The organism is Streptomyces anulatus (genome assembly GCF_000721175.1).
GTDB classification, from domain to species: domain Bacteria; phylum Actinomycetota; class Actinomycetes; order Streptomycetales; family Streptomycetaceae; genus Streptomyces; species Streptomyces anulatus_C.
Genome location: NZ_JOEZ01000006.1, coordinates 59,904 through 82,868, shown reverse-complemented (window position 1 = coordinate 82,868; position 22,965 = coordinate 59,904). Strand labels below are relative to the sequence as shown.

The 22,965-nt window shown below is 72.5% G+C and carries 20 protein-coding genes; 15 read left to right on the top strand and 5 right to left on the bottom strand.

The genetic code is table 11. The features are described from left to right. Positions 1-49 precede the first annotated feature (49 nt). Both sucC and sucD read left to right on the top strand, forming a co-directional pair. Positions 50-1,231, top strand: a complete 1,182-nt coding sequence (gene sucC, locus IG90_RS0107885) for an ADP-forming succinate--CoA ligase subunit beta (protein ID WP_030579612.1) — start codon at positions 50-52, stop codon at positions 1,229-1,231. A 21-nt stretch (positions 1,232-1,252) separates the two neighbouring features. Beyond that, complete coding sequence (sucD, locus tag IG90_RS0107880; protein WP_030579609.1) at positions 1,253-2,137, top strand: succinate--CoA ligase subunit alpha; 885 nt, start codon at positions 1,253-1,255, stop codon at positions 2,135-2,137. Positions 2,138-2,260: 123 nt separating this feature from the next. On the opposite strand, the gene IG90_RS0107875 is transcribed toward sucD, so the two are convergent. Further along, on the bottom strand, positions 2,261-3,502 hold the full coding sequence (locus tag IG90_RS0107875; RefSeq protein ID WP_030579606.1) for a helix-turn-helix domain-containing protein: 1,242 nt from the start codon (positions 3,500-3,502) through the stop codon (positions 2,261-2,263). A 126-nt stretch (positions 3,503-3,628) separates the two neighbouring features. On the opposite strand from IG90_RS0107875, the gene IG90_RS0107870 reads away from it, so the two are divergent. After that, complete coding sequence (locus IG90_RS0107870) at positions 3,629-5,383, top strand: cell division protein PerM (protein WP_030579603.1); 1,755 nt, start codon at positions 3,629-3,631, stop codon at positions 5,381-5,383. Here IG90_RS0107870 and IG90_RS0107865 read toward each other — a convergent pair. Further along, positions 5,373-6,299: a hypothetical protein gene (locus IG90_RS0107865; protein ID WP_030579600.1), complete on the bottom strand. Its 927-nt coding sequence runs from the start codon at positions 6,297-6,299 to the stop codon at positions 5,373-5,375. The two genes, IG90_RS0107870 and IG90_RS0107865, sit on opposite strands and share 11 nt — an antisense overlap. Before the next feature lie 271 nt (positions 6,300-6,570). Between IG90_RS0107865 and purN the strand changes: the two genes are divergently transcribed. From purN to IG90_RS0107850, 3 genes are all read left to right on the top strand, one after another. Then, a complete protein-coding gene (gene purN / locus IG90_RS0107860) occupies positions 6,571-7,227 on the top strand; it encodes a phosphoribosylglycinamide formyltransferase (RefSeq protein ID WP_030579598.1) in 657 nt (218 codons plus the stop codon). Further along, the gene (gene purH / locus IG90_RS0107855) at positions 7,214-8,767 is read left to right on the top strand and encodes a bifunctional phosphoribosylaminoimidazolecarboxamide formyltransferase/IMP cyclohydrolase (RefSeq protein ID WP_030579596.1); all 1,554 of its coding nucleotides are present in this window, start codon (positions 7,214-7,216) and stop codon (positions 8,765-8,767) included. The genes purN and purH overlap by 14 nt, the downstream gene beginning before the upstream one ends. Before the next feature lie 119 nt (positions 8,768-8,886). After that, positions 8,887-10,431 (top strand): DUF2079 domain-containing protein, encoded by a 1,545-nt coding sequence (locus IG90_RS0107850; protein WP_030579594.1) that lies wholly within the window; start codon positions 8,887-8,889, stop codon positions 10,429-10,431. A 95-nt stretch (positions 10,432-10,526) separates the two neighbouring features. On the opposite strand, the gene IG90_RS0107845 is transcribed toward IG90_RS0107850, so the two are convergent. Next, a complete protein-coding gene (locus tag IG90_RS0107845; protein WP_030579591.1) occupies positions 10,527-11,153 on the bottom strand; it encodes an RDD family protein in 627 nt (208 codons plus the stop codon). A 220-nt stretch (positions 11,154-11,373) separates the two neighbouring features. On the opposite strand from IG90_RS0107845, the gene IG90_RS0107840 reads away from it, so the two are divergent. The 4 genes from IG90_RS0107840 (at position 11,374) to IG90_RS0107825 (ending at position 15,890) form a co-directional block, all read left to right on the top strand. After that, positions 11,374-12,255, top strand: coding sequence for a bifunctional methylenetetrahydrofolate dehydrogenase/methenyltetrahydrofolate cyclohydrolase (locus IG90_RS0107840; protein ID WP_030579589.1), 882 nt, complete (start codon positions 11,374-11,376; stop codon positions 12,253-12,255). Positions 12,256-12,280: 25 nt separating this feature from the next. Then, entirely contained in the window at positions 12,281-12,886 is a 606-nt protein-coding gene (locus tag IG90_RS0107835) for a DUF3017 domain-containing protein (RefSeq protein ID WP_030579587.1), read from the top strand. A gap of 559 nt (positions 12,887-13,445) precedes the next feature. Continuing rightward, positions 13,446-14,666, top strand: a complete 1,221-nt coding sequence (locus tag IG90_RS0107830; RefSeq protein ID WP_030579586.1) for an XRE family transcriptional regulator — start codon at positions 13,446-13,448, stop codon at positions 14,664-14,666. Between the two features lie 234 nt (positions 14,667-14,900). Continuing rightward, positions 14,901-15,890 (top strand): malate dehydrogenase, encoded by a 990-nt coding sequence (locus IG90_RS0107825; protein WP_030579584.1) that lies wholly within the window; start codon positions 14,901-14,903, stop codon positions 15,888-15,890. A gap of 98 nt (positions 15,891-15,988) precedes the next feature. On the opposite strand, the gene IG90_RS0107820 is transcribed toward IG90_RS0107825, so the two are convergent. Then, complete coding sequence (locus IG90_RS0107820; RefSeq protein ID WP_030579582.1) at positions 15,989-16,504, bottom strand: carboxymuconolactone decarboxylase family protein; 516 nt, start codon at positions 16,502-16,504, stop codon at positions 15,989-15,991. A 47-nt stretch (positions 16,505-16,551) separates the two neighbouring features. Here IG90_RS0107820 and pdxR point away from each other — a divergent pair, with 47 nt between their 5' ends. The 3 genes from pdxR (at position 16,552) to IG90_RS0107805 (ending at position 19,522) form a co-directional block, all read left to right on the top strand. Then, positions 16,552-17,952: a MocR-like pyridoxine biosynthesis transcription factor PdxR gene (gene pdxR, locus IG90_RS0107815; RefSeq protein ID WP_030579580.1), complete on the top strand. Its 1,401-nt coding sequence runs from the start codon at positions 16,552-16,554 to the stop codon at positions 17,950-17,952. Between the two features lie 104 nt (positions 17,953-18,056). After that, positions 18,057-18,329 carry a hypothetical protein gene (locus tag IG90_RS0107810; protein WP_030579578.1) on the top strand — a complete coding sequence of 91 codons (273 nt, stop codon included), beginning with the start codon at positions 18,057-18,059 and terminating at the stop codon, positions 18,327-18,329. 5 nt (positions 18,330-18,334) lie between these two features. Beyond that, positions 18,335-19,522: a glutathionylspermidine synthase family protein gene (locus IG90_RS0107805; protein ID WP_030579577.1), complete on the top strand. Its 1,188-nt coding sequence runs from the start codon at positions 18,335-18,337 to the stop codon at positions 19,520-19,522. A 190-nt stretch (positions 19,523-19,712) separates the two neighbouring features. Here IG90_RS0107805 and rocD read toward each other — a convergent pair whose 3' ends face one another. Further along, positions 19,713-20,918: an ornithine--oxo-acid transaminase gene (gene rocD / locus IG90_RS0107800; RefSeq protein ID WP_030579576.1), complete on the bottom strand. Its 1,206-nt coding sequence runs from the start codon at positions 20,916-20,918 to the stop codon at positions 19,713-19,715. 303 nt (positions 20,919-21,221) lie between these two features. Here rocD and trpS point away from each other — a divergent pair, with 303 nt between their 5' ends. Together trpS and IG90_RS0107790 are read left to right on the top strand one after the other, a co-directional pair. Beyond that, on the top strand, positions 21,222-22,214 hold the full coding sequence (gene trpS / locus IG90_RS0107795) for a tryptophan--tRNA ligase (RefSeq protein ID WP_030579574.1): 993 nt from the start codon (positions 21,222-21,224) through the stop codon (positions 22,212-22,214). A gap of 124 nt (positions 22,215-22,338) precedes the next feature. Next, complete coding sequence (locus IG90_RS0107790; RefSeq protein ID WP_030579572.1) at positions 22,339-22,938, top strand: 2'-5' RNA ligase family protein; 600 nt, start codon at positions 22,339-22,341, stop codon at positions 22,936-22,938. The last annotated feature ends 27 nt before the right edge of the window (positions 22,939-22,965 follow it).

Genomic DNA, 22,965 nt, shown 5'->3' with positions numbered 1-22,965 from the left:
GCCCACGCAGAAGAACGAACCGCGATACCACTAAAAGGGACGGACGCGCGTGGACCTGTTCGAGTACCAGGCGAGGGACCTCTTCGCCAAGCACGGTGTACCGGTGCTGGCCGGTGAAGTCATCGACACGCCTGAGGCAGCCCGCGAGGCGACCGAGAAGCTGGGCGGCAAGTCTGTCGTCAAGGCTCAGGTGAAGGTCGGCGGCCGCGGCAAGGCCGGCGGCGTCAAGCTGGCGGCGGACCCCGACGAGGCGGTCGCCCGGGCGACCGACATTCTCGGCATGGACATCAAGGGCCACACGGTCCACAAGGTGATGATCGCCGAGCTGTCCCCGGAGATCGAGGCGGAGTACTACGTCTCGTACCTCCTCGACCGCACCAACCGCACCTTCCTGGCCATGGCCTCGGTGCAGGGCGGCATGGACATCGAGGAGGTCGCGGAGAAGACCCCCGAGGCCCTCGCGAAGGTCCCGGTCAACGCCGTCGACGGGGTCGACATCGTCAAGGCCCGCGAGATCGTGGCCCAGGCGAAGTTCCCGGCCGACGTGGCCGAGGGCGTCGCCGAGGCCCTGGTGACCCTGTGGGACACCTTCGTCGCGGAGGACGCCCTCCTCGTCGAGGTCAACCCGCTGGTGAAGACCAAGGACGGCCGCATCCTGGCCCTGGACGGCAAGGTCTCGCTCGACGAGAACGCCGACTTCCGCCAGCCCGGCCACGAGGCTCTCGAGGACAAGGCCGCAGCCGACCCGCTCGAGGCTGCCGCCAAGGCCAAGAACCTCAACTACGTGAAGCTGGACGGCGAGGTCGGCATCATCGGCAACGGCGCCGGCCTGGTCATGTCGACCCTGGACGTCGTCGCGTACGCCGGTGAGAACCACGGCGACGTGAAGCCCGCCAACTTCCTCGACATCGGTGGCGGCGCCTCCGCGGAGGTCATGGCGAACGGCCTGGAGATCATCCTCGGCGACCCGGACGTCAAGTCCGTGTTCGTCAACGTCTTCGGTGGCATCACCGCCTGTGACGAGGTCGCCAACGGCATCGTGCAGGCGCTCGCGCTGCTCGAGTCCAAGGGCGAGAAGGTCGAGAAGCCGCTGGTCGTGCGTCTCGACGGCAACAACGCGGAGCTGGGTCGCAAGATCCTCTCCGACGCCAACCACCCGCTCGTGCAGCGCGTGGACACCATGGACGGCGCGGCCGACAAGGCCGCCGAGCTCGCCGCGGCTGCGAAGTAAGGAAGAGGGACTCAGACCACCATGGCTATCTTCCTCACCAAGGACAGCAAGGTCATCGTCCAGGGGATGACCGGCGCGACGGGCATGAAGCACACCAGGCTCATGCTCGCCGACGGCACCAACATCGTCGGCGGCGTGAACCCGCGCAAGGCCGGCACGTCCGTCGACTTCGACGGCACCGAGGTCCCGGTCTTCGGCTCCGTCAAGGAGGCGATGGAGAAGACGGGCGCGAACGTGTCCGTCCTCTTCGTGCCGCCGGCCTTCTCGAAGGCCGCCGTCGTCGAGGCGATCGACGCCGAGATCCCGCTCGCCGTCGTGATCACCGAGGGCATCGCCGTCCACGACTCGGCCGCCTTCTGGGCGTACGCCGGCGCGAAGGGCAACAAGACCCGGATCATCGGCCCGAACTGCCCGGGTCTCATCACCCCCGGCCAGTCCAACGCCGGCATCATCCCGGGCGACATCACCAAGCCCGGCCGCATCGGTCTCGTGTCCAAGTCCGGCACGCTGACCTACCAGATGATGTACGAGCTCCGTGACATCGGCTTCTCCTCCGCCGTCGGCATCGGTGGCGACCCGGTCATCGGCACCACGCACATCGACGCCCTCGCGGCGTTCGAGGCGGACCCGGAGACCGACCTCATCGTGATGATCGGCGAGATCGGCGGCGACGCCGAGGAGCGTGCCGCCGACTTCATCGCGAAGAACGTCACGAAGCCGGTCGTCGGTTACGTCGCGGGCTTCACCGCCCCGGAGGGCAAGACCATGGGCCACGCCGGCGCCATCGTCTCCGGCTCCTCGGGCACCGCCCAGGCGAAGAAGGAGGCCCTTGAGGCCGCCGGCGTGAAGGTCGGCAAGACGCCGACCGAGACCGCCAAGCTGGCGCGCGAGATCCTCGGCGCCTGACGCAGGCAGTCAGGCAGCACGGACACGCGGCGAACGGCGCGGGCCCGCACCCCTGAAGGACACAGGGGGTGCGGGCCCGCGCCGTTCGCGTGCGCACCCGCGCACGCCGCCCGGGTCACGGCCTCACCGGGGCTGCGGAACCAGCCGCTCCGGGCCGTGCGCCAGCTGCTCGCGCAGCGACTTCTGAAGTTTCAGGTCCTGCGCGGTGAGCTTCTGCGGACCACCGCGCGGCGGTACGCCCCCGACCCGCTCGGCGGGGGAGACCGGCTGTTCGTAGTGGGTGGGCGCGGTGTGCAGGGTCAGCCAGGTCAGGGCGATGAGCAGCGCGACGCCCGCGACGGCGGCCCGGGTCCACAGCCGGGCCCTGTCCTCGCTGCCGGTGCGCACGGCACGGGCCGGCCGCGGTACGGGGACGTGCTCGGCGCGGGCGAGGCCGCCGAGCCGGTCGTGCAGCAGGGCCGACTGTTCGGCGGGCGACGCGGCGGCCGCCAGTTCGGGGAGCCGCTCGGCGACGGCGGCGCGGGCGGTCATCAGACGGCCCGCCGCCGCCGGGGTGCTGGCCTCCGTCTCGGCGGCCGTCTCCGGGAGGTCCAGGCCGACCCCGTCGTACAGGAGCAGCGTGCGCCGGTAGGCCGGGGGAAGGTCGAGCAGCGCGTCGAACAGCGCCCGCTTGCCCGGCTCCGTGGGTGGGGCGTCGGGGTGCCGGTGCGCGCGGCGCAGCCGGTGCCAGGGGGACATCGCGTACTCGTACGCCGCCGCGCGCGCCCAGCCGGCCGGGTCACGGTCCACGGCCACCTCGGGCCAGCGCTGCCAGGCCAGTTGAAAGGCGCGCTCGACGGACTCGCGGGCCAGGGCGCGGCGGCCGGTCAGCAGATAGGTCTGCCGGACGAGGCCGGGGGCGGTCCGGGTGTACAGCTCGTCGAACGCCTCGGCGGGCGAGAGGCGCCGCTCGCCGGCCGCCTCTGCCTCGGCATCCGTGTTTCCCGCCGCGTCGTCCGTACCCGCGCCGTCCACGGTCGGGGCTTCGGGGGCGGCTTCGAGGACGGCGTCCGGGGCCGTCGGCGCCAGGGCCGGGGGAGCCGGAGATGCCGAAGGTACCGAAGGTGCCGAAGGTGCCGGGGGTGCCGGAGGGGCGGTGGCCGGGGATGCCTCCGCTTCGGGGGCGATGAGCTTCGCGTACAGCGCGCGCTTGCGCCCGCGCGGGCTCGTGCGCCCCGTCTCCCAGGAACGCACGGTGGCGCGCGTGACACCGACCGCCGCCGCCACCTGGTCCTCGCTCAGTGCTTTCGCCTCGCGCAGTCTGCGGCGCTCCTTGGGGGAGGGCAGCGGCGGCGCGGCGGCCTCGTCGGTCGTGCTCCGGGTCATGGATGACCCCCGAGGGCGCCGCACTGGGTGAAAAAGTACATAAACGTATATTGAGCGACACGGCGGCTGTTCGCGCGTTACGCGGGATGAGCGCGTGTCGTTGGCAGCATGGGCCGCGTGACCCAGATGACGCAACGCGGCCCGAAGGCGACGGCCGAGCGGAACCGCACCCTCGCCCTGGCCTCCGCCCTGGTGCGGGGCGCCATCGCCGCCGGGCTCGGCCTCGGGTCGCTGACGGTGGTGGTGATGGTGCTGTGGATCAGTTCCCCGTACCCGGACAGCGGACCGGGCGGGGCGCTGCGCGCGGCCGCCGGGGTCTGGCTGCTCGCCCATGGCTCCGGACTCGTACGCCCCGACACGCTGAGCGGCGTTCCCGCGCCCGTCGGCATGGTGCCGCTGCTGCTCGTGCTGGGCCCGGTCTGGCTGGCGCACCGCGCGGCGCGTGATGCGGCGGAGCCGGAGGAGGGTCGGCCCAGGCCTTCGCAGGCGGGCGCGTTCTGCGCGGTGACCGCGGGGTACCTGCTGGTGGTGTCGGGTGCGGCGGCCTACGCACGGGGCGGTCCGCTGCGCCCGGACCCGGACACGCTGGTGTTCCCGGTGGCGCTGGTGGTGGCCGGTGCGGCGGCGGCCGGGGTGTGGTCGGCGGCCGGGCGGCCGTTCGGGCCCCTGCCGTCCTGGTCGCCGCCGGCGCTTCAGGAGGCGTTCGCGCGGACGCTCTTCCGTGACCGGGCCGGGACGGCGTGCCGGTCGGCGGCGGTGGGCGTGATGGTGCTGCTCGGGGGCGGTGCGCTGCTGGTCGCGGTGGCGCTCGGCCGGAACGCGACGGTGGCGCAGGACGCGTTCCTGGCGCTCGCCGGCGACTGGTCGGGCCGGGTCGCCGTGCTCCTGCTGGCCGCGTCGCTCGTGCCGAACGCCGCGCTGTGGGGAGCGGCGTACGGGCTCGGCCCCGGCTTCTCGCTCGGTACGGGAGCCACCGCCACCCCGCTGGGCCTCGACGGGACCCCGACGGTGCCCCACTTCCCCCTGCTGGCGGCCATCCCGGACCAGGGGCCCGGCACCCTGCTGAACGGGGCGGCCCTGGTGGTGCCGGTGGCGGCCGCGCTGGCGGTCGCCTGGTTCACCGCCCGCAGGGCCGCGCCGGCCGACGCGCCCCGCGCCCAGGCGTGGAGCCCGCGCGAGACGGTGCTGGTGACCCTGCTCGCCGCGCTGGGGTGCGGTGCGGGAACGGTGCTGCTCACGGCGGTGGCCGGCGGACCGCTGGGCACCGGGGCGCTGAGTGCGTTCGGCCCGGTGTGGTGGCTGACCGGCCCGGCGGCGCTGGCGTGGACCGCGGTCGTCGGCGTACCGGCGGCCCTGCTGCTGCGACTGTGGCGACTGCGTACCCCGGGCTGGGCCTGGCGCAGGGGCGTAAGGGATGCGAGGGACGTAGCGGAGGAGGAACTCCCGGCGACGGCCCCGGCGACGGCCCCGGCGAAGGCGGCCGAGGAGGAGACGGCGGCCGTCGCGGGGCGTCCGCGCCGCTGGTGGGAACCGTGGCGTGGGCGGGGCGGCACCGGGGGTGGGACGCAGGGCGAGTCCGGCGGTGCGGGGCCGGGCGGTTCCGCGACCCCGGCCCCCGGCCCGGCGCCCGAAGCGGCCTCCGGCGCGCGGCCCGGCCCGGTGGCGGGGCGGGGCGGGGTGGGGTTCGAGCCGTACGACTTCCTCCCGACCGACCCCTGGCACGAGAAAGAATTCAGGGAGGCCCGTTGGGCCTCCCTGAAGCGGGTTTCCGGCGGCCTGATGGCCGACTTCCCCGCCGATGTCCCCGCCGAGCTCTCCGCTGACCTCGCCGCGGACCGTCCCGTGGCGGAGCCGGACGGCGGCCCGGGAACTACTTCTTGACGCCGAAGAACGGCTCCAGCGGCTTCGGTAGCTGGTCGTTGCAGGACAGCGCGGCCGTCTTGGTCAGCGCGTCGTTCACGCATGTGTAGTAGTCGCGGTAGACGAGCTGCACGGTGAACGTCGTCGCCACGATGAGCAGCGCCAGCAGTGCGGTCACCAGCCCGCCGACGGCCGCTGTGGTCTGCTGCCTGCTGCTGACGTTCTGCGGCGCGGCGGGCGCGGCGTGCGAGGGCGTGGCGGGTGCGGCACCGGAGACGTCGTCCGCCGTGGCCCCCGTGCCGGTTCCGGTGCCGCCCACCACCACGCGGTCCGTCGCGGAGGCGTTCCTCATCGGGGTGCGGAGCGCGCTGATCGCCCAGTACGTCGCGAGTGCGCCCAGCAGCAGGGCGAGCTCCGTGAACTCGAAGAGGGCGAAGAAGAAGGCCCACATACCGCCGAGCACCGCGTAGCGGGCGCGCCGCTGTGCGGGGTCGGTGGGGTCCCAGCGCAGTCCGCCCGGACCGCCCCGGTCGGTTCCGCCCTTGCCCCCGGGGCCACCGGAGCCGTCACCGCCGGGGCCGCCGCCGAAGCCGCCGTTGCCCCGGCCGGGCTGCTTGCTGCTCCACTGGCTGCCCCACGACGGGCGGTCGCCGGAGGAGCCGTCGCCGTTCCCGTCGGACCCACCCTTCCCGCCCGGCCCGTCGGACCCGTCGGATCCGTTCGGCGCGGAGGGGCGGCGCGGCTGCCACGGCTGGTCCGGACGGTCCGCGGGCGGCGGGGCGAACGGATTGTCGTCCTGGGGCTTCCCGGCGGCCCCGGAGGGGGAGTCGGGCGAGGTGGAGGGGTCCGGCGAAGAGGACTGGCGTTCCCGCATCAGCAGAGCGGACCGCTCGGGCAGGGGGAGGCGGAAGGCGGTGCTGCGGCGTCGGTCCGGCATGTGGTGAACGTCTTCCCCATCTCGTCAGGTCCGCCCGGAGGACGGTTCGTCCGCCCGGAGGAGCCCGGTGGACGGTGGGCTGTCCCCTGACGCTACCTCCCGGCCACGCCCCCGTCCCGTGGGGGCCGTCGGGTGTGCCGGTATCGTTGCTGACGGTCGGCCCGTTCGTAGGGTTCCCCGTATCAGGCGAAGCGATACTTTCGTACGACCCTACAAAGAGCATGCCGCGCCTGCGTCATCATGCGGTCATCACGTGAGAAAGGGCCCCGACGTGGCCTCCCCGCCCCCCTCCGCCTCTCCTGCCCGGCTGGTCGTGCTGGTCTCCGGGTCCGGTACGAATCTCCAGGCGCTGCTCGACGCCATCGGCGAAGACCCGGCGGCGTACGGAGCGCGGATCGTCGCGGTCGGCGCGGACCGCGACGGCACCGGTGGCGTGGAGCGCGCGGAGCAGGCCGGAATCCCCACGTTCGTGTGCAAGCTCAAGGACCACGCGACCCGCGCCGCATGGGATGAGGCACTTGCCGCACAGGTCGCCGCGCACCGCCCGGACCTCGTCGTCTCCGCCGGTTTCATGAAGATCGTCGGCCCGGCGTTCCTCGCCGCGTTCGGCGGCCGGACCGTCAACACCCACCCCGCCCTGCTGCCCAGCTTTCCCGGTGCCCACGGAGTGCGCGACGCACTCGCGTACGGCGTGAAGGTCACCGGCTGCACCGTCCACTTCGTCGACGACGGCGTCGACACCGGTCCGATCATCGCGCAGGGCGTGGTCGAGGTGACCGAGGAGGACACCCCGGAGGGTGAAGCCGCCCTCCACGAACGCATCAAGGAAGTCGAGCGCTCGCTGCTCGTCGAGGCCGTGGGGCGGCTCGCCCGTGACGGCCATCGCATTGAGGGACGAAAGGTTCATCTCGGTCATGTCGGTGAATAAGCCCATCCGCCGCGCCCTGGTCAGTGTCTACGACAAGACGGGGCTCGAAGACCTCGCCCGCGGTCTGCACGAGGCGGGCGTCGAACTCGTCTCCACCGGCTCCACCGCCGGCAGGATCGCCGCCGCCGGAGTGCCGGTCACCAAGGTCGAGGAGCTCACCGGCTTCCCCGAGTGCCTGGACGGCCGCGTCAAGACGCTGCACCCGCGCGTCCACGCCGGCATCCTCGCCGACCTCCGCCTGGACGCCCACCGCGAGCAGCTCGCCGAGCTCGGCGTCGAGCCCTTCGACCTGGTCGTGGTGAACCTCTACCCGTTCAAGGAGACCGTCGCCTCCGGCGCCTCCGACGACGAGTGCGTCGAGCAGATCGACATCGGCGGCCCCTCGATGGTCCGCGCCGCCGCCAAGAACCACCCGTCGGTCGCCGTCGTCACCAGCCCCGAGCGGTACGCCGACGTCCTCGCCGCCGTCAAGGACGGCGGCTTCGACCTCACCGCCCGCAAGCGGCTGGCCGCCGAGGCCTTCCGGCACACCGCCGCCTACGACGTGGCCGTCGCCTCCTGGTTCGCCGACGGCTACGCGGCCGCCGGCGACTCGGGCCTGCCCGAGTTCCTCGGCGACACCTTCACGCGCAAGAACGTCCTGCGCTACGGCGAGAACCCGCACCAGCCCGCCGCGCTCTACACCTCCGGCGGCGGCGGTCTCGCCGAGGCCGAGCAGCTGCACGGCAAGGAGATGTCCTACAACAACTACACGGACACCGACGCCGCCCGCCGCGCCGCCTACGACCACACCGAGCCGTGCGTCGCGATCATCAAGCACGCCAACCCGTGCGGCATCGCCATCGCCGACGACGTCGCGACCGCGCACCGCAACGCCCACGCCTGCGACCCGCTCTCCGCGTTCGGCGGCGTCATCGCCGTCAACCGCCCGGTGACCGTCGAGATGGCTGAGCAGGTCGCGGAGATCTTCACCGAGGTCATCGTCGCCCCGGCCTACGAGGACGGCGCCGTCGAGGTGCTGGCCCGCAAGAAGAACATCCGCGTGCTGCGCGCCCCCGAGGCCCCGGCCTCCGCGTTCGAGGTCAAGGCCATCGACGGCGGTGCGCTGCTCCAGGTCGCCGACCGCCTCCAGGCGGACGGCGACGACCCGGCCAACTGGACCCTCGCCACCGGCGAGGCGCTCTCCGAGGCCGAGCTGAAGGAGCTGGCCTTCGCCTGGAAGGCGTCCCGGGCGGTCAAGTCCAACGCGATCCTGCTCGCCAAGGACGGGGCCTCGGTCGGCGTCGGCATGGGCCAGGTCAACCGCGTCGACTCCGCGAAGCTCGCCGTCGCGCGGGCCGGCGAGGAGCGGGCGGCCGGTTCGTACGCCGCGTCCGACGCCTTCTTCCCGTTCCCCGACGGCCTGGAGATCCTCACGGCCGCCGGCATCAAGGCCGTCGTCCAGCCCGGCGGATCCGTCCGCGACGAGCTGGTGATCGAGGCCGCGAAGAAGGCCGGCGTGACCATGTACCTCACGGGCACGCGCCACTTCTTCCACTGACCGGGAACCGTGGCCGCACCCCGACGGGGGTGCGGCCACGGTCGCGTCCTCCCTACGGAATCGGCTCGCCGCTCTGTTCTAATGAACGGCCGTGGAAATCCCTAGCGGGGGCAGTCACCGTGCTTGAGCTGAACCAGAGTGGAACGGACCGGTCGGAGCCGGGGCGCCTGCCCGCCCAGGTGCCGGGGCCGGATGCCGCCGTGCCGGACGCCCGTCCCGCGGGCGACACGCCGCGTACGGGCGAGGCCACTGCCGAGCGCGTACCCCTGCGCCCGTACCTCATCGCCGGCGCGATCCTGTGCGCGCTCTACTTCCTCTACTCGTACTTCCAGTACGCCCGTTTCGCCTCGCCCTCCTGGGACCTGGGGATCTTCGAGCAGGAGCTCAGGGCCTACGCCGGGTTCGACGCCCCGGTCGTCGACATCAAGGGCCCCGGCTATCTGATCCTCGGCGACCACTTCTCCCCGATCGTGGCGCTGCTGGCCCCGCTGTACTGGCTCTGGCCGGCGGCCGAGGCCCTGCTGTTCGCCCAGGCCGCGCTGTTCGCGCTGGGGGCGGTCGTGGTCGGCCGCACCACCCAGCAGCTCCTCGGCGGGCGCTCCGGGCTCTGCGTCACCGTCGCGTACGGGCTCTCCTGGGGGATCCAGGAAGCGGTGAAGGCCGACTTCCACGAGATCGCGTTCGCCGTACCGCTGCTGGCCCTCGTCTGCCGGGCCCTGCTCCTGCGGCGCTGGACGGCCGCCCTGCTGTGGTCGCTGCCCCTGGTCCTGGTCAAGGAGGACCTGGGCGCCACCGTGGCGGTCGTCGGCTTCCTGCTCTTCGTCCACGGCCGCCGCCTCCAGGGCGCGCTGCTCGCCGCGTTCGGGGTCGTGGCCTTCGTCGTCACCCTCATGGTCCTCATCCCGGCGGCCAGCAGTGCGGGCACGTACGACTACTGGACGAAGATCGACAAGAACGGCGAGCAGGACGTCTCGATGCTGGACTCCGTCCTCGGCGTCCTCAACTCCTCCGTCAAGATCGAGATGCTGGTCTTCCTGATCGGCATCACCGCGTTCATGGCGCTGCGTTCACCGCTGACGCTGCTGATCGTCCCCACGCTCGGCTGGCGGCTGCTCTCGCAGGACAGCAACCACTGGGGCATGGTCTGGCACTACAGCGCGATCCTCATGCCGGTGCTCTTCCTCGCGCTGGCCGACGGCGTCCGCCGCAGCCGCGACTCGCACCGCCCCTGGCTCGCCTCGTACGCGAAGGCCGCCGTCCCCGTGGCGGCCGCGATCGCCGTCGCGATGACGCAGCACCTGCCGCTGCGCGATCTGCTGCGCCCGGAGACCTACCGCACCGACGACGCCCGCAGCCGGGCGGCCCGGGCGGCGCTGGACGCCATCCCGGCCGGGTCGCGGGTCGAGACGGACATCACGCTGATGGCCCACCTCACCTCCGACCGCACCGTCTACTGGGTCGGCGGAGCCCCGGGCACCGCACCCGACATCGTCGCCGTCAACCTGGACTTCGGCTGGTCCCGCCCGATCCAGGACCCGGTGGCGTACGCCCAGCAGCTGCACCCCGAGGCGCGCTACCGGCTCAAGCACCGGGGCGGCAGCTTCGTGGTGATGGAGCGCACGACACCCGAGCCGGCGGAGATCCCGGGGGTGCGCGACGACTGACCGGGCCGTACGGGAGTGCTGAGCGGCCGCCCGGCATGCAGCGAGGGCCGCCCCCTTGAGCGGGTGCGGCCCTCGCGGCGGGTCCGGACGGAGCGTCAGTTGGCCTTGACGACCACGGACGAGCAGACCTTGTCCGCGAACGTCTGCTTCTTCTCGTCCCACAGCGGCCACAGCCAGCCGATGTAGCAGGCGATGCTGTCCAGGAAGTGGGCCAGACGGCGCACGAACGCCATGCCGAAGCCCAGCGGACGGCCGTCGGCCTCGCGCAGCAGGCGGATGCCCACGGCCTTCTTGCCGATCGTCTGGCCGGTGGTGCCCTCCTGGTACAGCTGCCAGATGGCCACGGCGATGAGGCCGATGAAGCCGATGCCGCTGAGGATCATGCCGAACGAGTCGCCGACACCGGTGCCGATGATGACGAGGATGTACGGGACCATCATGACGAGCCCGTCGACGATCAGTCCGCCGAAGCGCAGACCCCAGTGGGCCAGCTCCGGCATGCCGCCGCCGTAGCCGGGCTGCTGCGGGTAGCCGCCGCCGTAGGGCTGGCCGGGCTGCTGCTGGGGGTACCCCGGCTGCTGTTGCGGGTAGCCGTAGCCCTGCGGCGGGACACCCTGCGGAGCCTGCTGCGGGTAGCCGTAACCGGGCTGCCCCTGCGGCGGGCCCTGCGGAGGCTGGCCGGGCTGCTGCCCGTACGGGTTGTTCGGGTCGCCGAAGCTCATAAGGGGTGTTCCTTCAACAGACGTGTGGTGACGAGATGGCCACACGGAGGAAGGACACCGATCAGCGGCCCGCCCCCCGTACAACCGCGGCCTTCATCGTTATAAGCCGAGTCCTCGTTTGTCCAGTCCAGGGCCCCGGAAGTTGTGCAAGTGCAATCTCCGGTACGGGGGTGGCACCGGCAATTGGTATGCGGGCGGGGTCATCCGCGAGGATGGGCCCATGACTGCCCAGATTCTCGATGGCAAGGCCACCGCTGCCGCGATCAAATCCGATCTGACCGTCCGTGTGGCGGCCCTCAAGGCGCAGGGGATCACTCCCGGCCTCGGAACCCTTCTCGTCGGGGACGACCCGGGCAGCCGGTGGTACGTCAACGGCAAGCACCGTGACTGCGCCCAGGTCGGCATCGGCTCCATCCAGCGCGAACTTCCCGACACCGCCACGCAGGAGGAGATCGAGGACGTCGTCCGGGAGCTCAACGCCAACCCCGAGTGCACCGGTTACATCGTCCAGCTGCCGCTGCCCAAGGGCATCGACACGAACCGGGTCCTGGAGCTGATGGACCCGGCGAAGGACGCCGACGGGCTGCACCCGATGAGCCTCGGCCGTCTCGTCCTCAACGAGACCGGCCCGCTGCCCTGCACCCCGCAGGGCGTCGTCCAGCTGCTGCGCGCGCACGGCGTGGAGATCAACGGGGCGCACGTCGTGGTCGTCGGACGCGGTGTCACCATCGGCCGGTCGATCCCGCTGCTGCTGACCCGCAAGTCGGAGAACGCCACGGTGACCCAGTGCCACACCGGCACCCGGGACCTCTCCTCGCACCTGCGGCAGGCCGACATCATCGTCGCCGCGGCCGGGGTGCAGCACCTGATCAAGCCCGAGGACGTGAAGCCGGGCGCGGCCGTGCTCGACGTCGGCGTCAGCCGGGACGCGGACGGCAAGATCGTCGGCGATGTGCACCCGGGGGTGCGCGAGGTGGCCGCCTGGGTCGCCCCGAACCCCGGTGGCGTCGGCCCGATGACCCGCGCGCAGCTGCTGGTCAACGTGGTCGAGGCGGCCGAGCGGGCCGCAGGCGAGGCCGCCGACGCCGACGCCGCGGGCTGACGGCCCGGATCCGGAGGGAATCCCCATGGGTGCTGGTACGAGTCCGGCCGACCCCGTGCCCGCGGGCCGGGCGGCGGACGAGCCGGGCGAACCGGACGGGCAGGACGGGCCCGGCGTGCCGGACGAACCGGCCACGGACGGGACCGCGGACAAGACCGCTGACGAGGTCACGGACAAGACCGCGGACGGGGCCGCGAAGGCCACGGACAAGGCCGCGACCGCCGGGCGCCCCCGCCGCTCCCGGCGGTTCCCGCGGTTCACCCGGGACACCGCCCGCCCCGAGGGCGGCGGCCGGGCGGCGTCCGGCGACGCGCCCGCCACGGCCCGGCAGTGGCCGCTGCTCACCGTGCTCTGCGCGGCGGGCCTCGGCCTGCTGATCGTGGCCCTGGACCCGTTCGACCAGGCGTTCCGCATCGGCACCATCCTGATCGGCGGCGCGCTGATCACCGGTGCCGTACTGCGCTGGGTGGTGCCCTCGGTCGGGATGCTGGCGGTACGTTCCCGCTTCACCGACCTCGTCACGTACGGGCTGATGGGCACGCTGATCGTGCTGCTCGCGCTGGTCGCCCAGCCCGAGCCGTGGCTGGACGTCCCGATCCTCGAGGACGCGGTCCGCTTCACGATCCGCTAGGGCGTGTTTCGAAAGGAGCGCCGTCCGCCCGCCGAGCAGGCGGGACTTTCGGAACACGCCCTAGCGGCGTCCGGTCCGACCGTGGTGCCCGTCCCCACCCCCGAGGGAGGACGGACACCACGGCGGGTGGCCGCCGGGCAAGAAGACCCGGTATGCGGCGAGATGGGTCACCTTGCCCCGTCCCGACTCCAGCGTCATGGACATGGAAGGCCGGAACAAGCGCTCACTGTGTCCTGTGGCACGGAAGTGACCATTCCGGCACGGTGTGATCGCCGCGCAACGATGGCAGACTGTCACGGCACACAGAGCGGCACGGAGCAGGCAGAGAGCAGTGGCCGGAACAGCGATCGGGGCGCGTGAAGATGCGCACCCCGTCCCGAATGCTCCCGTGCGCCCCCTCGTCAGGAACTGACACCCTGGTTCCGCGCATCCTCGTGGGTGGTCCAGCTGACGGTCCGGAACGGACGGAAGGCGGACGGACCGGGGGATGGGCGGGTCGGGGGACCGGCCGCAGCGGGGCACAGCAAGCACGTCCGGGGGACATGAGGGGGGAAACGCGATGCCTCGTTGGAAGGCACTGCCCGAAGAGCTCGACCCGCAGATCCGGGAGTTCGCCAGCCAGCTGCGCCGGCTCGTCGACCGCAGCGGGCTGAACATCAACGCGGTGGCCGACCGCACGGGTTACAGCAAGACGTCCTGGGAGCGGTATCTCAACGGGCGACTGCTCGCCCCGCGCGGGGCCGTCGTCGCCCTCGCCGAGGTGACGGGCACCCCGCAGCACCACCTCACGACCATGTGGGAGCTGGCGGAGCGGGCCTGGAGCCGGGCCGAGATGCGCCACGACATGACGATGGAGGCCATCCGCATCACGCAGGCCCGTGCCGCGCTCGGCGAGCTCGGCACGACGCCTCCCGACGCTCCCGCGGGCGGCCGGTCCGGCCGGCCCTCCACCGGTGGCCGGCACAGCGCGGCCGGATCCGGCGCGCGGGTCCCCACCGCCGCGGGCCCGGCCGGTGCGGACGCCCCGCCCGGTGACGCCGCCGGCGACGGACGTGGAGCCTCCGCCCACGGGGCGTACGCCCAGGGCCCGGGCGGCCACGGGAACGACGGCCAGGGACCGGGCGGCTACGGGACCGACGCCTACGGGACCGACGCCTACGGGACCGGCGGCCATGACGCGACGCGCCCGCCGTCCGTACCCCACCAGCGCGGCGGCGCACCGGGGGCTCCCCAGCCGTCGCAGGGCGGGCGGCGGGCGGGCCGGAACGCCGGGGGCAGGACTCCCGGCGGCCGCGGGAAGGGCGTCATGCTCGCCGTAGGAGCCGTCGGCGCACTGATCGTCGTGGTCGGCGCGGTGCTACTCGCACCGGGCGGCGACGAGGCCGCCAAGGCCACCCCGCCCCCGTCGGCGGCATCCACCACAGCCGCCCCGGAGCTGCCCGTGGGCGTCGAGTGCAGCGGCGCCGACTGCGCCGGGCAGGACCCCGAGGCGATGGGCTGCGGCGGCGAGTTCGCCCGTACGGTCGCCAGCGCCGTGGTCGGCGGCAGCAAGCTGGAGGTCCGCTACAGCGAGGTCTGCTCCGCCGCCTGGGCCCGGCTCACCGAGGCCGCCCTCGGCGACACCGTGCGGATCACCGCGGGCGCCGGCGGGCAGGACGGCGAGGTCATGGGGGACACCGACGCGTACACCCCGATGGTCGCGGTGAAGAAGGCGTCCGACGCGAAGGCGTGCGCGACGCTCACCTCCGGCACGAAGGGGTGCACGGACCCGGGCGAGTGACAGGGCCCCGGACCGGCCCTGCCCGGGGCCTGTGTCACCCGTGCGTGCTGTGCGTGACCGGTTGTGTGCGGTGCCACAGGGGGGCGGGCGGCCCGGCCCGGCCGGGTCCGATAGCCTGACCGCTGGATATCTCTTCACGTCAAGATTCGTCGGGGCGGGGAAGAGGCGTCCAGCACCAGGGTCCGGCACCAGGGGCCGGGACCCCCACCGCCAGCTGTCTAAACGGAGACCGCCATGACCCGCACTCCCGTGAATGTCACCGTGACCGGCGCAGCCGGCCAGATCGGCTACGCGCTGCTCTTCCGCATCGCCTCCGGCCACCTGCTCGGCCCGGACGTGCCGGTCAACCTGCGCCTCCTGGAGATCCCGCAGGGCCTCAAGGCCGCCGAGGGCACCGCGATGGAGCTCGACGACTGCGCCTTCCCGCTGCTGCGCGGCATCGAGATCACCGACGACCCGAACGTCGGCTTCGCCGGTGCGAACGTCGCCCTGCTCGTCGGCGCCCGCCCGCGCACCAAGGGCATGGAGCGCGGCGACCTGCTCGCCGCCAACGGCGGCATCTTCAAGCCGCAGGGCAAGGCCATCAACGACAACGCCGCGGACGACATCAAGGTCCTCGTCGTCGGCAACCCGGCCAACACCAACGCGCTCATCGCGCAGGCCGCCGCCCCGGACGTACCGGCCGAGCGCTTCACCGCGATGACCCGGCTGGACCACAACCGCGCGATCTCGCAGCTGGCTGCCAAGACCGGTGCCGCCGTCTCCGACATCAAGAAGCTGACGATCTGGGGCAACCACTCGGCCACCCAGTACCCGGACATCTTCCACGCGGAGATCGCCGGCAAGAACGCCGCCGAGGTCGTCAACGACGAGGTGTGGCTGGCCGACACCTTCATCCCGACCGTCGCCAAGCGCGGCGCCGCGATCATCGAGGCCCGTGGCGCGTCCTCGGCCGCCTCGGCCGCCAACGCCGCCATCGACCACGTGCACACCTGGGTCAACGGCACCGCCGAGGGCGACTGGACCTCGATGGGCATCCCGTCGGACGGCTCCTACGGCGTCCCCGAGGGCATCATCTCCTCGTTCCCGGTCACCACGAAGAACGGTGTCTACGAGATCGTCCAGGGCCTGGACATCAACGAGTTCTCCCGTACGCGCATCGACGCGTCGGTCAAGGAGCTCTCCGAGGAGCGCGACGCGGTCCGCGAGCTCGGCCTGATCTGACCCGGCCTGATCCGGCCCGCACCCGCGGTACGTCGAGCGCCCCCGGCAGCACACGCTGCCGGGGGCGCTTCGGCATGCCCTCCGGGGGAACCCGGTGGTCAGCTCTTGTGGTCGCCGGGCGTGTAGTGGCCCGGGACCAGGCGGCCGGTGACGCCGAAGCGGTTCCAGGCGTTGATCACCGTGATGGCAGCGATCAGCTGGGCCAGTTCGGTCTCCTCGAAGTGCTCGGCGGCCTTCGCGTACACCTCGTCCGGGACGAAGCCGTCGGTCAGTACGGTGACCGCGTCGGTCAGGGCGAGCGCCGCCAGCTCCTTCCCGGTGTAGAAGTGCTGCGACTCCTCCCAGGCGCCGAGCTGGACGATCCGCTCGACGGACTCGCCGGCCGCGAGCGCGTCCTTGCTGTGCATGTCCAGGCAGAACGCGCACCGGTTCAGCTGCGAGGCCCGGATCTTCACCAGCTCCACCAGGACCGGGTCCAGGCCCTTACGGGCGGCGATGTCGAGCCGGATCATCGCCTTGTAGACGTCCGGGAGGAGCTGGGAGACGGAGATCCGGGCCGGGTGCTCGGGGGCGAGGCCGGTGGGGGCGTGGTGGTGCTCGTGCGTCGTGGTCATGAGGACGACGCTACGGCCCGGATGGCGCCCCGGTATGGTCCATCGGCATGAAGGATTCCTGGGCCACTTTCGGCGCGGACCTGCATCTGGAGCCGGTCGGCGAAGGGCTGCGCAGCGGGTTGATGGAGGCGCTGCGGCAGGCCGTGCGCACCGGCCGGCTGACGCCCGGCACCCGGCTGCCGTCCTCCCGGGTGCTCGCCGCCGACCTGGGCGTCGCCCGCAACACGGTCGCCGACGCCTACGCCGAACTGGTCGCCGAGGGCTGGCTCACCGCCCGGCAGGGCTCGGGGACCAGGGTCGCCCAGCGGTCGGCGCCGCGCCGGACGGACCCGGCGGCGGCCCACTCCCGGCCGGCGCGGTCCGGGGCCGGGTACAACCTGAAGCCCGGCTCGCCGGACCTGTCCGCCTTTCCGCGCACCGCCTGGATCAAGGCCGCCCGCAAGGCGCTCACCGCCGCGCCCGACGAGGCCTTCGGCTACGGCGATCCGCAGGGCCGCGTCGAACTGCGCACGGTGCTGGCCGAGTACCTGGCGCGGGCCCGCGGGGTGCACGCCGCCCCGGAGCGCATCGTGATCTGCTCCGGCTTCGCGCACGGGCTGACGCTGCTGGGCCGGGTACTGCGCCGGCGCCGGGTCCGGGAGGTCGCCGTCGAGTCGTACGGCCTCGACCTCCACACGAACCTCCTCACCGAGGCCGGGCTGCGCACCCCGTGCCTGCCGCTGGACGAACACGGGTCCCGGACCGGTGAGCTGGCCGCGATGCGCGGCCCGGGAGCGGTCCTGCTGACCCCGGCGCACCAGTTCCCCACCGGGGTACCGCTGCACCCGGACCGGCGGGCCGCCGCCGTCGACTGGGCCCGGTCCGCCGGCGGGCTGATCCTGGAGGACGACTACGACGGGGAGTTCCGGTACGACCGGCAGCCGGTGGGCGCGCTCCAGGGCCTCGATCCGGAGCGGGTCGTCCATCTCGGCACCGCGAGCAAGTCGCTGGCCCCCGCGCTGCGCCTGGGCTGGATGGTGCTGCCCCGGAGCCTGGTGGGGGAGGTGGTGGCGGCGAAGGGCGTGTCCGACTGGATGTCCGGTTCGCCCGACCAGCTGACGCTCGCGGAGTTCATCGCCTCCGGGGCGTACGACCGGCATGTGCGCTCCATGCGGCTGCGCTACCGCCGACGTCGCGACCAGCTCGTCGCCGCGCTCGCGGAGCGCGCGCCGGGCATCGAGGTCAGCGGGATCGCGGCCGGGCTGCACGCGGTCCTCGAACTCCCCGCGGGCGCCGAGCGTTCGGTGATCCAGGCGGCGGCGTTCCAGGGCCTGGCGCTGGAGGGCCTCGGGCGCTACCGCCACCCGGACGCCCCGGACGCCCGCGACGCCCTGGTGATCGGCTACGGCTCGCCGTCCGAGAGCGCCTGGGCGGGCGCGCTGGACGCCCTGTGCCGGGTGTTGCCGTGAGGGCCAGGTTTCGAACAAGCGACCCCTCCAACTAATCTGACAAGAGGTCCGGTGGCGGAAAAGGGACGCCGGATCCGATCGCGTACCACGGGGGAGAACCGGACATGGCCACACGAAGGCTGAGGTCGAGCACGGTCGTGCTCGGCGGCATGGGGCTGCTCGCCCTGACGATCACGTCCTGCGGCTCGGAGCCGGACCGGCGCTGCGCCGACCGGACGACGCAGAAGACCCTGCCGAGCTCCGAGTGCCGCAGCGGCGGGAACGGTTCGTACTACTACGGCGGCAAGAGCGACAACGGCAAGGTGCAGGGCGGCAGCTTCGACAAGTCGGCGGTCGACCGCGGCGGCTTCGGCTGCTCCGGCTCCGGCGGCGGCTGACCGCCGTGGAGCGCCGCCGAATCGAGCCGCGCCCCGGCTGGCAGGAGACCGTCGAGTCGCAGGGCGTCGTCTACCCGCTCACCCGCTACCCGGACGACTCGCTGCGTCCGTACTGGGACGAGAGCGCCTACTACGTCTTCTCGCTGCCCGAGGTCGAGGCGCTGGAGGAGACCGTCGGGGAACTGCACACGATGTGCCTGGCCGCCGCCGCGCACATCGTCGAGCGGGACCGCTTCGCGGACCTCGGCATCACCGATCCGCGACTGACCGCACTGGTCGCCGAGTCCTGGCGCCGACGCGAGGAACTGCCCTCCGTGTACGGGCGGTTCGACCTGCGCTACGACGGGAGCGGCCCGGCGAAGATGCTGGAGTACAACGCCGACACCCCGACCTCGTTGGTGGAGGCGGCGAGCGCGCAGTGGTTCTGGATGGAGGACCGGTTCCCCGGGGCCGACCAGTGGAACTCCCTGCACGAGCGGCTGGTCGACGCCTGGAAGCGGCAGGTACCCCTGCTGCCGCCCGGTCCGCTGCACTTCGTCCACTCCGACGGCGACGAGCTGGGCGAGGACCTGATGACGGTCGCGTACCTCCGCGAGACCGCCCAGCAGGCCGGACTCGACACCGAGGCGCTGTCCGTCGAGGAGATCGGCTGGGACCGGCTGTCCGGCCGGTTCGTCGACCACCGGCTGCGGTTCATCCGCAGCTGCTTCAAGCTCTACCCCTGGGAATGGCTGGTCACGGACCGCTTCGGCCCGCAGGTGCTGGACACCCTCGACAACGGCGGCGGCTCCGGCACCACCTGCTGGATCGAGCCCGCCTGGAAGATGCTGCTCTCCAACAAGGCGCTGCTGGCGATCCTCTGGGAGCTGTACCCGGGCCATCCGAACCTGCTGCCCGCCTACCTCGACGGCCCACGCGAGCTGGCCGGGCCCGGCGGGGCGGGGTACGTGTCCAAGCCGCTGCTCGGCCGCGAGGGCGCCGGGGTCGACCTGCACGGTCCCGGCTCGCCGCCCGTGACGCGCGACGAGCCGTGCTGCTACCAGGAGCTGGCCCCGCTGCCCGACATCGACGGCAACCGGGTGGTGCTCGGCGCGTGGACCGTCGAGGACGAGGCGGCGGGGCTCGGCATCCGGGAGTCGGCGGGGCCGGTCACGGACGAGTACGCCCGCTTCCTGCCCCACGTCATCCTCTGAGATCCGGGGCCGTACGGGGCCGGCTCAGAGCCTGTCGGGTGGCCTCTGACCGGGTGGCCACGCCCTGGACGCCACGCTTCCGGCGTTGCCGAAACGCCCTGGCAGCTCCGCTACGAGGACCTCTCGGCGCCCTGGAACCGCACGCACCGGACCGCGTCCGCTTTCCGGCCGAAGGCCACCCGACAGGCTCTCAGGCGCTCAGCACCGCCCGCAGCCGGTCCAGGCCCCAGTCCAGGTCCTCCTTGCTGATCACCAGCGGCGGGGCGATCCGGATCGTCGAGCCGTGGGTGTCCTTCACCAGCACCCCCCGCTCCATCAGCTTCTCGGAGATCTCCCGGCCGGTGCCCAGCGCCGGAGCGATGTCCACGCCGGCCCACAGACCCCGGCCGCGCACCGCCTCCACCGCGCCGCCGCCCGTCAACAGGCCCAGCTCCCGGTGCAGATGGTCGCCCAGCTCGGCCGCCCGCTGCTGGTACTCGCCGGTCCGCAGCATCGCGATCACCTCCAGCGCCACCGCGCAGGCCAGCGGATTCCCGCCGAAGGTGGAGCCGTGCTCGCCGGGCCGGAGCACGCCGAGCACGTCCGCCGACGAGACGACCGCGGAGACGGGCACCACCCCGCCGCCCAGCGCCTTGCCGAGCACGTACATGTCCGGCACCACACCCTCGTGGTCCAGCGCGAACGTCTTCCCGGTCCGGCCGAGGCCCGACTGGATCTCGTCCGCGACGAACAGCACGTTCCGCTCGCGGGTCAGCTCCCGCACCCCGGGCAGATAGCCGGCCGGCGGCACCAGTACGCCGGCCTCGCCCTGGATCGGCTCGATCAGCACCGCCACGGTGTTCTCCGTCATCGCCTCCCGCATCGCGGTGAGATCCCCGTACGGGACGATCTCGAACCCCGGGGTGTACGGGCCGAAGTCGGCCCGCGCCTCCGGGTCGGTGGAGAAGCTGATGATCGTCGTCGTGCGGCCGTGGAAGTTGTCCGAGGCCACGATGATCTTCGCCATGCCGTCCGGTACGCCCTTGACCCGGTAGCCCCACTTGCGGGCCGTCTTCACCGCGGTCTCCACGGCCTCCGCCCCGGTGTTCATCGGCAGCACCGTCTCCATGCCGCACAGCGCCGCCAGCTCCGTACAGAAGTCGGCGAACCGGTCGTGGTGGAAGGCCCGGGAGGTCAGCGTCACCCGTTCCAGCTGAGCCTTGGCCGCGTCGATGAGCCGACGGTTGCCGTGGCCGAAATTGAGCGCCGAGTATCCGGCCAGCAGGTCCAGATACCGACGGCCCTCGACATCGGTCATCCAGGCGCCGTCCGCCGTGGCCACGACGACCGGCAACGGGTGGTAGTTGTGCGCGCTGTGCGCCTCGGCGGAGGCGATGGCAGTTTCCGTGTTCGACACGGGATCTCCGTTCGTCGTGCGGCGTGGGCGGAGGGTGGTGCCCACTTTGTATCGTCGGTCGGATCCCACGCCGGGAAACCTCCACCGCCCGGCGCGCCCGCCGTCGCACGCCGGGCGGCCGGAATGTGCGGTTCGTCTCAGCCGTGCGCTCCCGTGCTCCGGGACCGTGCGGGTACGCGCCCTCTCCGCCCCGCACCGGCTGCCGGAGATCGCCCCCGTACCTGAGACAATGGGGCCATGGCCTCTGACCTCCCCACCGACCAGCCGCAGACGGGCCGCACCGGTGCGGCCGCCCGTCCGCGCGTGCTCTCCGGGATCCAGCCCACCGCAGGCTCGTTCCACCTCGGCAACTACCTGGGCGCGGTGCGCCAGTGGGTGGCGCTGCAGGAGACCCACGACGCCTTCTACATGGTCGTGGACCTGCACGCGATCACGATCCCGCAGGACCCCGCCGAGCTGCGGGCCAACACCCGGCTCGCCGTGGCGCAGCTGCTGGCGGCCGGTCTGGACCCGGAGCGCTGCACGCTCTTCGTCCAGAGCCATGTGCCCGAGCACGCCCAGCTCGGCTGGGTGATGAACTGCCTCACCGGCTTCGGCGAGGCCTCCCGGATGACGCAGTTCAAGGACAAGTCCGCAAAGCAGGGCGCCGACCGGGCCACCGTCGGCCTCTTCACCTACCCGGTGCTCCAGGTCGCGGACATCCTGCTCTACCAGGCCGACCAGGTCCCGGTCGGCGGCGACCAGCGCCAGCACATCGAGCTGACCCGCGACCTCGCCGAGCGCTTCAACGGCCGGTACGGTCGGACGTTCACCGTCCCCGCGCCGTACATCCTCAAGGAGACGGCGAAGATCCTCGACCTCCAGGACCCGGCGGTCAAGATGAGCAAGTCGGCCTCCACGCCGAAGGGCCTCATCAATCTGCTCGACGACCCGAAGGTCACCGCGAAGAAGGTCAAAAGCGCGGTCACCGACACCGACACGGTGATCCGCTACGACGAGGAGAAGAAGCCGGGCGTCAGCAACCTGCTCACGATCCTCTCCACCCTCTCCGGCAGCCCCGTCGAGGATCTGGAACGGACTTACGAGGGCAAGGGCTACGGTGCGCTGAAGACCGACCTGGCCGAAGCCATGGTGGAATTCGTCACTCCCTTCCGGGCCCGCACCCAGGAATATCTGGATGACCCGGAGACGCTGGACTCCATCCTGGCCAAGGGAGCGGAGAAGGCCAGGGCCGTCGCCGCGGAGACGCTGGCACAGACGTACGACCGGATGGGCTTCCTGCTCGCGAAGCACTGAGTCCAAGGACCCTGGCGAGATCATGGCCCCAGGGGTCACACTTGCGGCGGCGGAACGCGCGGGCCGGAAACCCGGCTCGCGCGGCATGACCGGAAATCGACCATCGACGACGGAGGAGAACGACGTGGGGACCGTAACGCTCGGCGTTTCGATCGCGGTCCCGGAGCCCTACGGCAGCCTGCTCCAGGAGCGCCGCGCGAGCTTCGGGGACCCTGCCGCCTTCGGCATTCCCACCCATGTCACCCTCATGCCGCCGACCGAGGCGCAGTCGGCCGACCTCCCGGCGATCGAGGCGCACCTCGACCGGATCGCCGCGGCCGGCCGCCCGTTCCCGATGCGGCTGTCCGGCACCGGCACCTTCCGCCCGCTGTCGCCGGTCGTCTTCGTCCAGGTCGTCGAGGGGGCCTCGGCCTGCTCCTGGCTCCAGAAGCGGGTGCGGGACGCCTCAGGACCCCTGGTGCGCGAGCTCCAGTTCCCGTACCACCCGCACGTCACCGTGGCCCACGGCATCGCCGAGGAGGCCATGGACCGGGCTTACGAGGAGCTGGCCGACTACGAGGCGGCCTGGACCTGCGGTTCCTTCGCGCTGTACGAGCAGGGCCCGGACGCCGTCTGGCGCAAGCTCCGGGTCTTCCCGTTCGGCGCGGGCGGCGGGGTGCCTGCCGTCCCCGCCCAGGGCGGCTACACGATCGACGCGTCGTCGGCCCCGTCGCTGCGGCCCTGAGCACCAGGGCCGCAGGGCGTGTCCGCC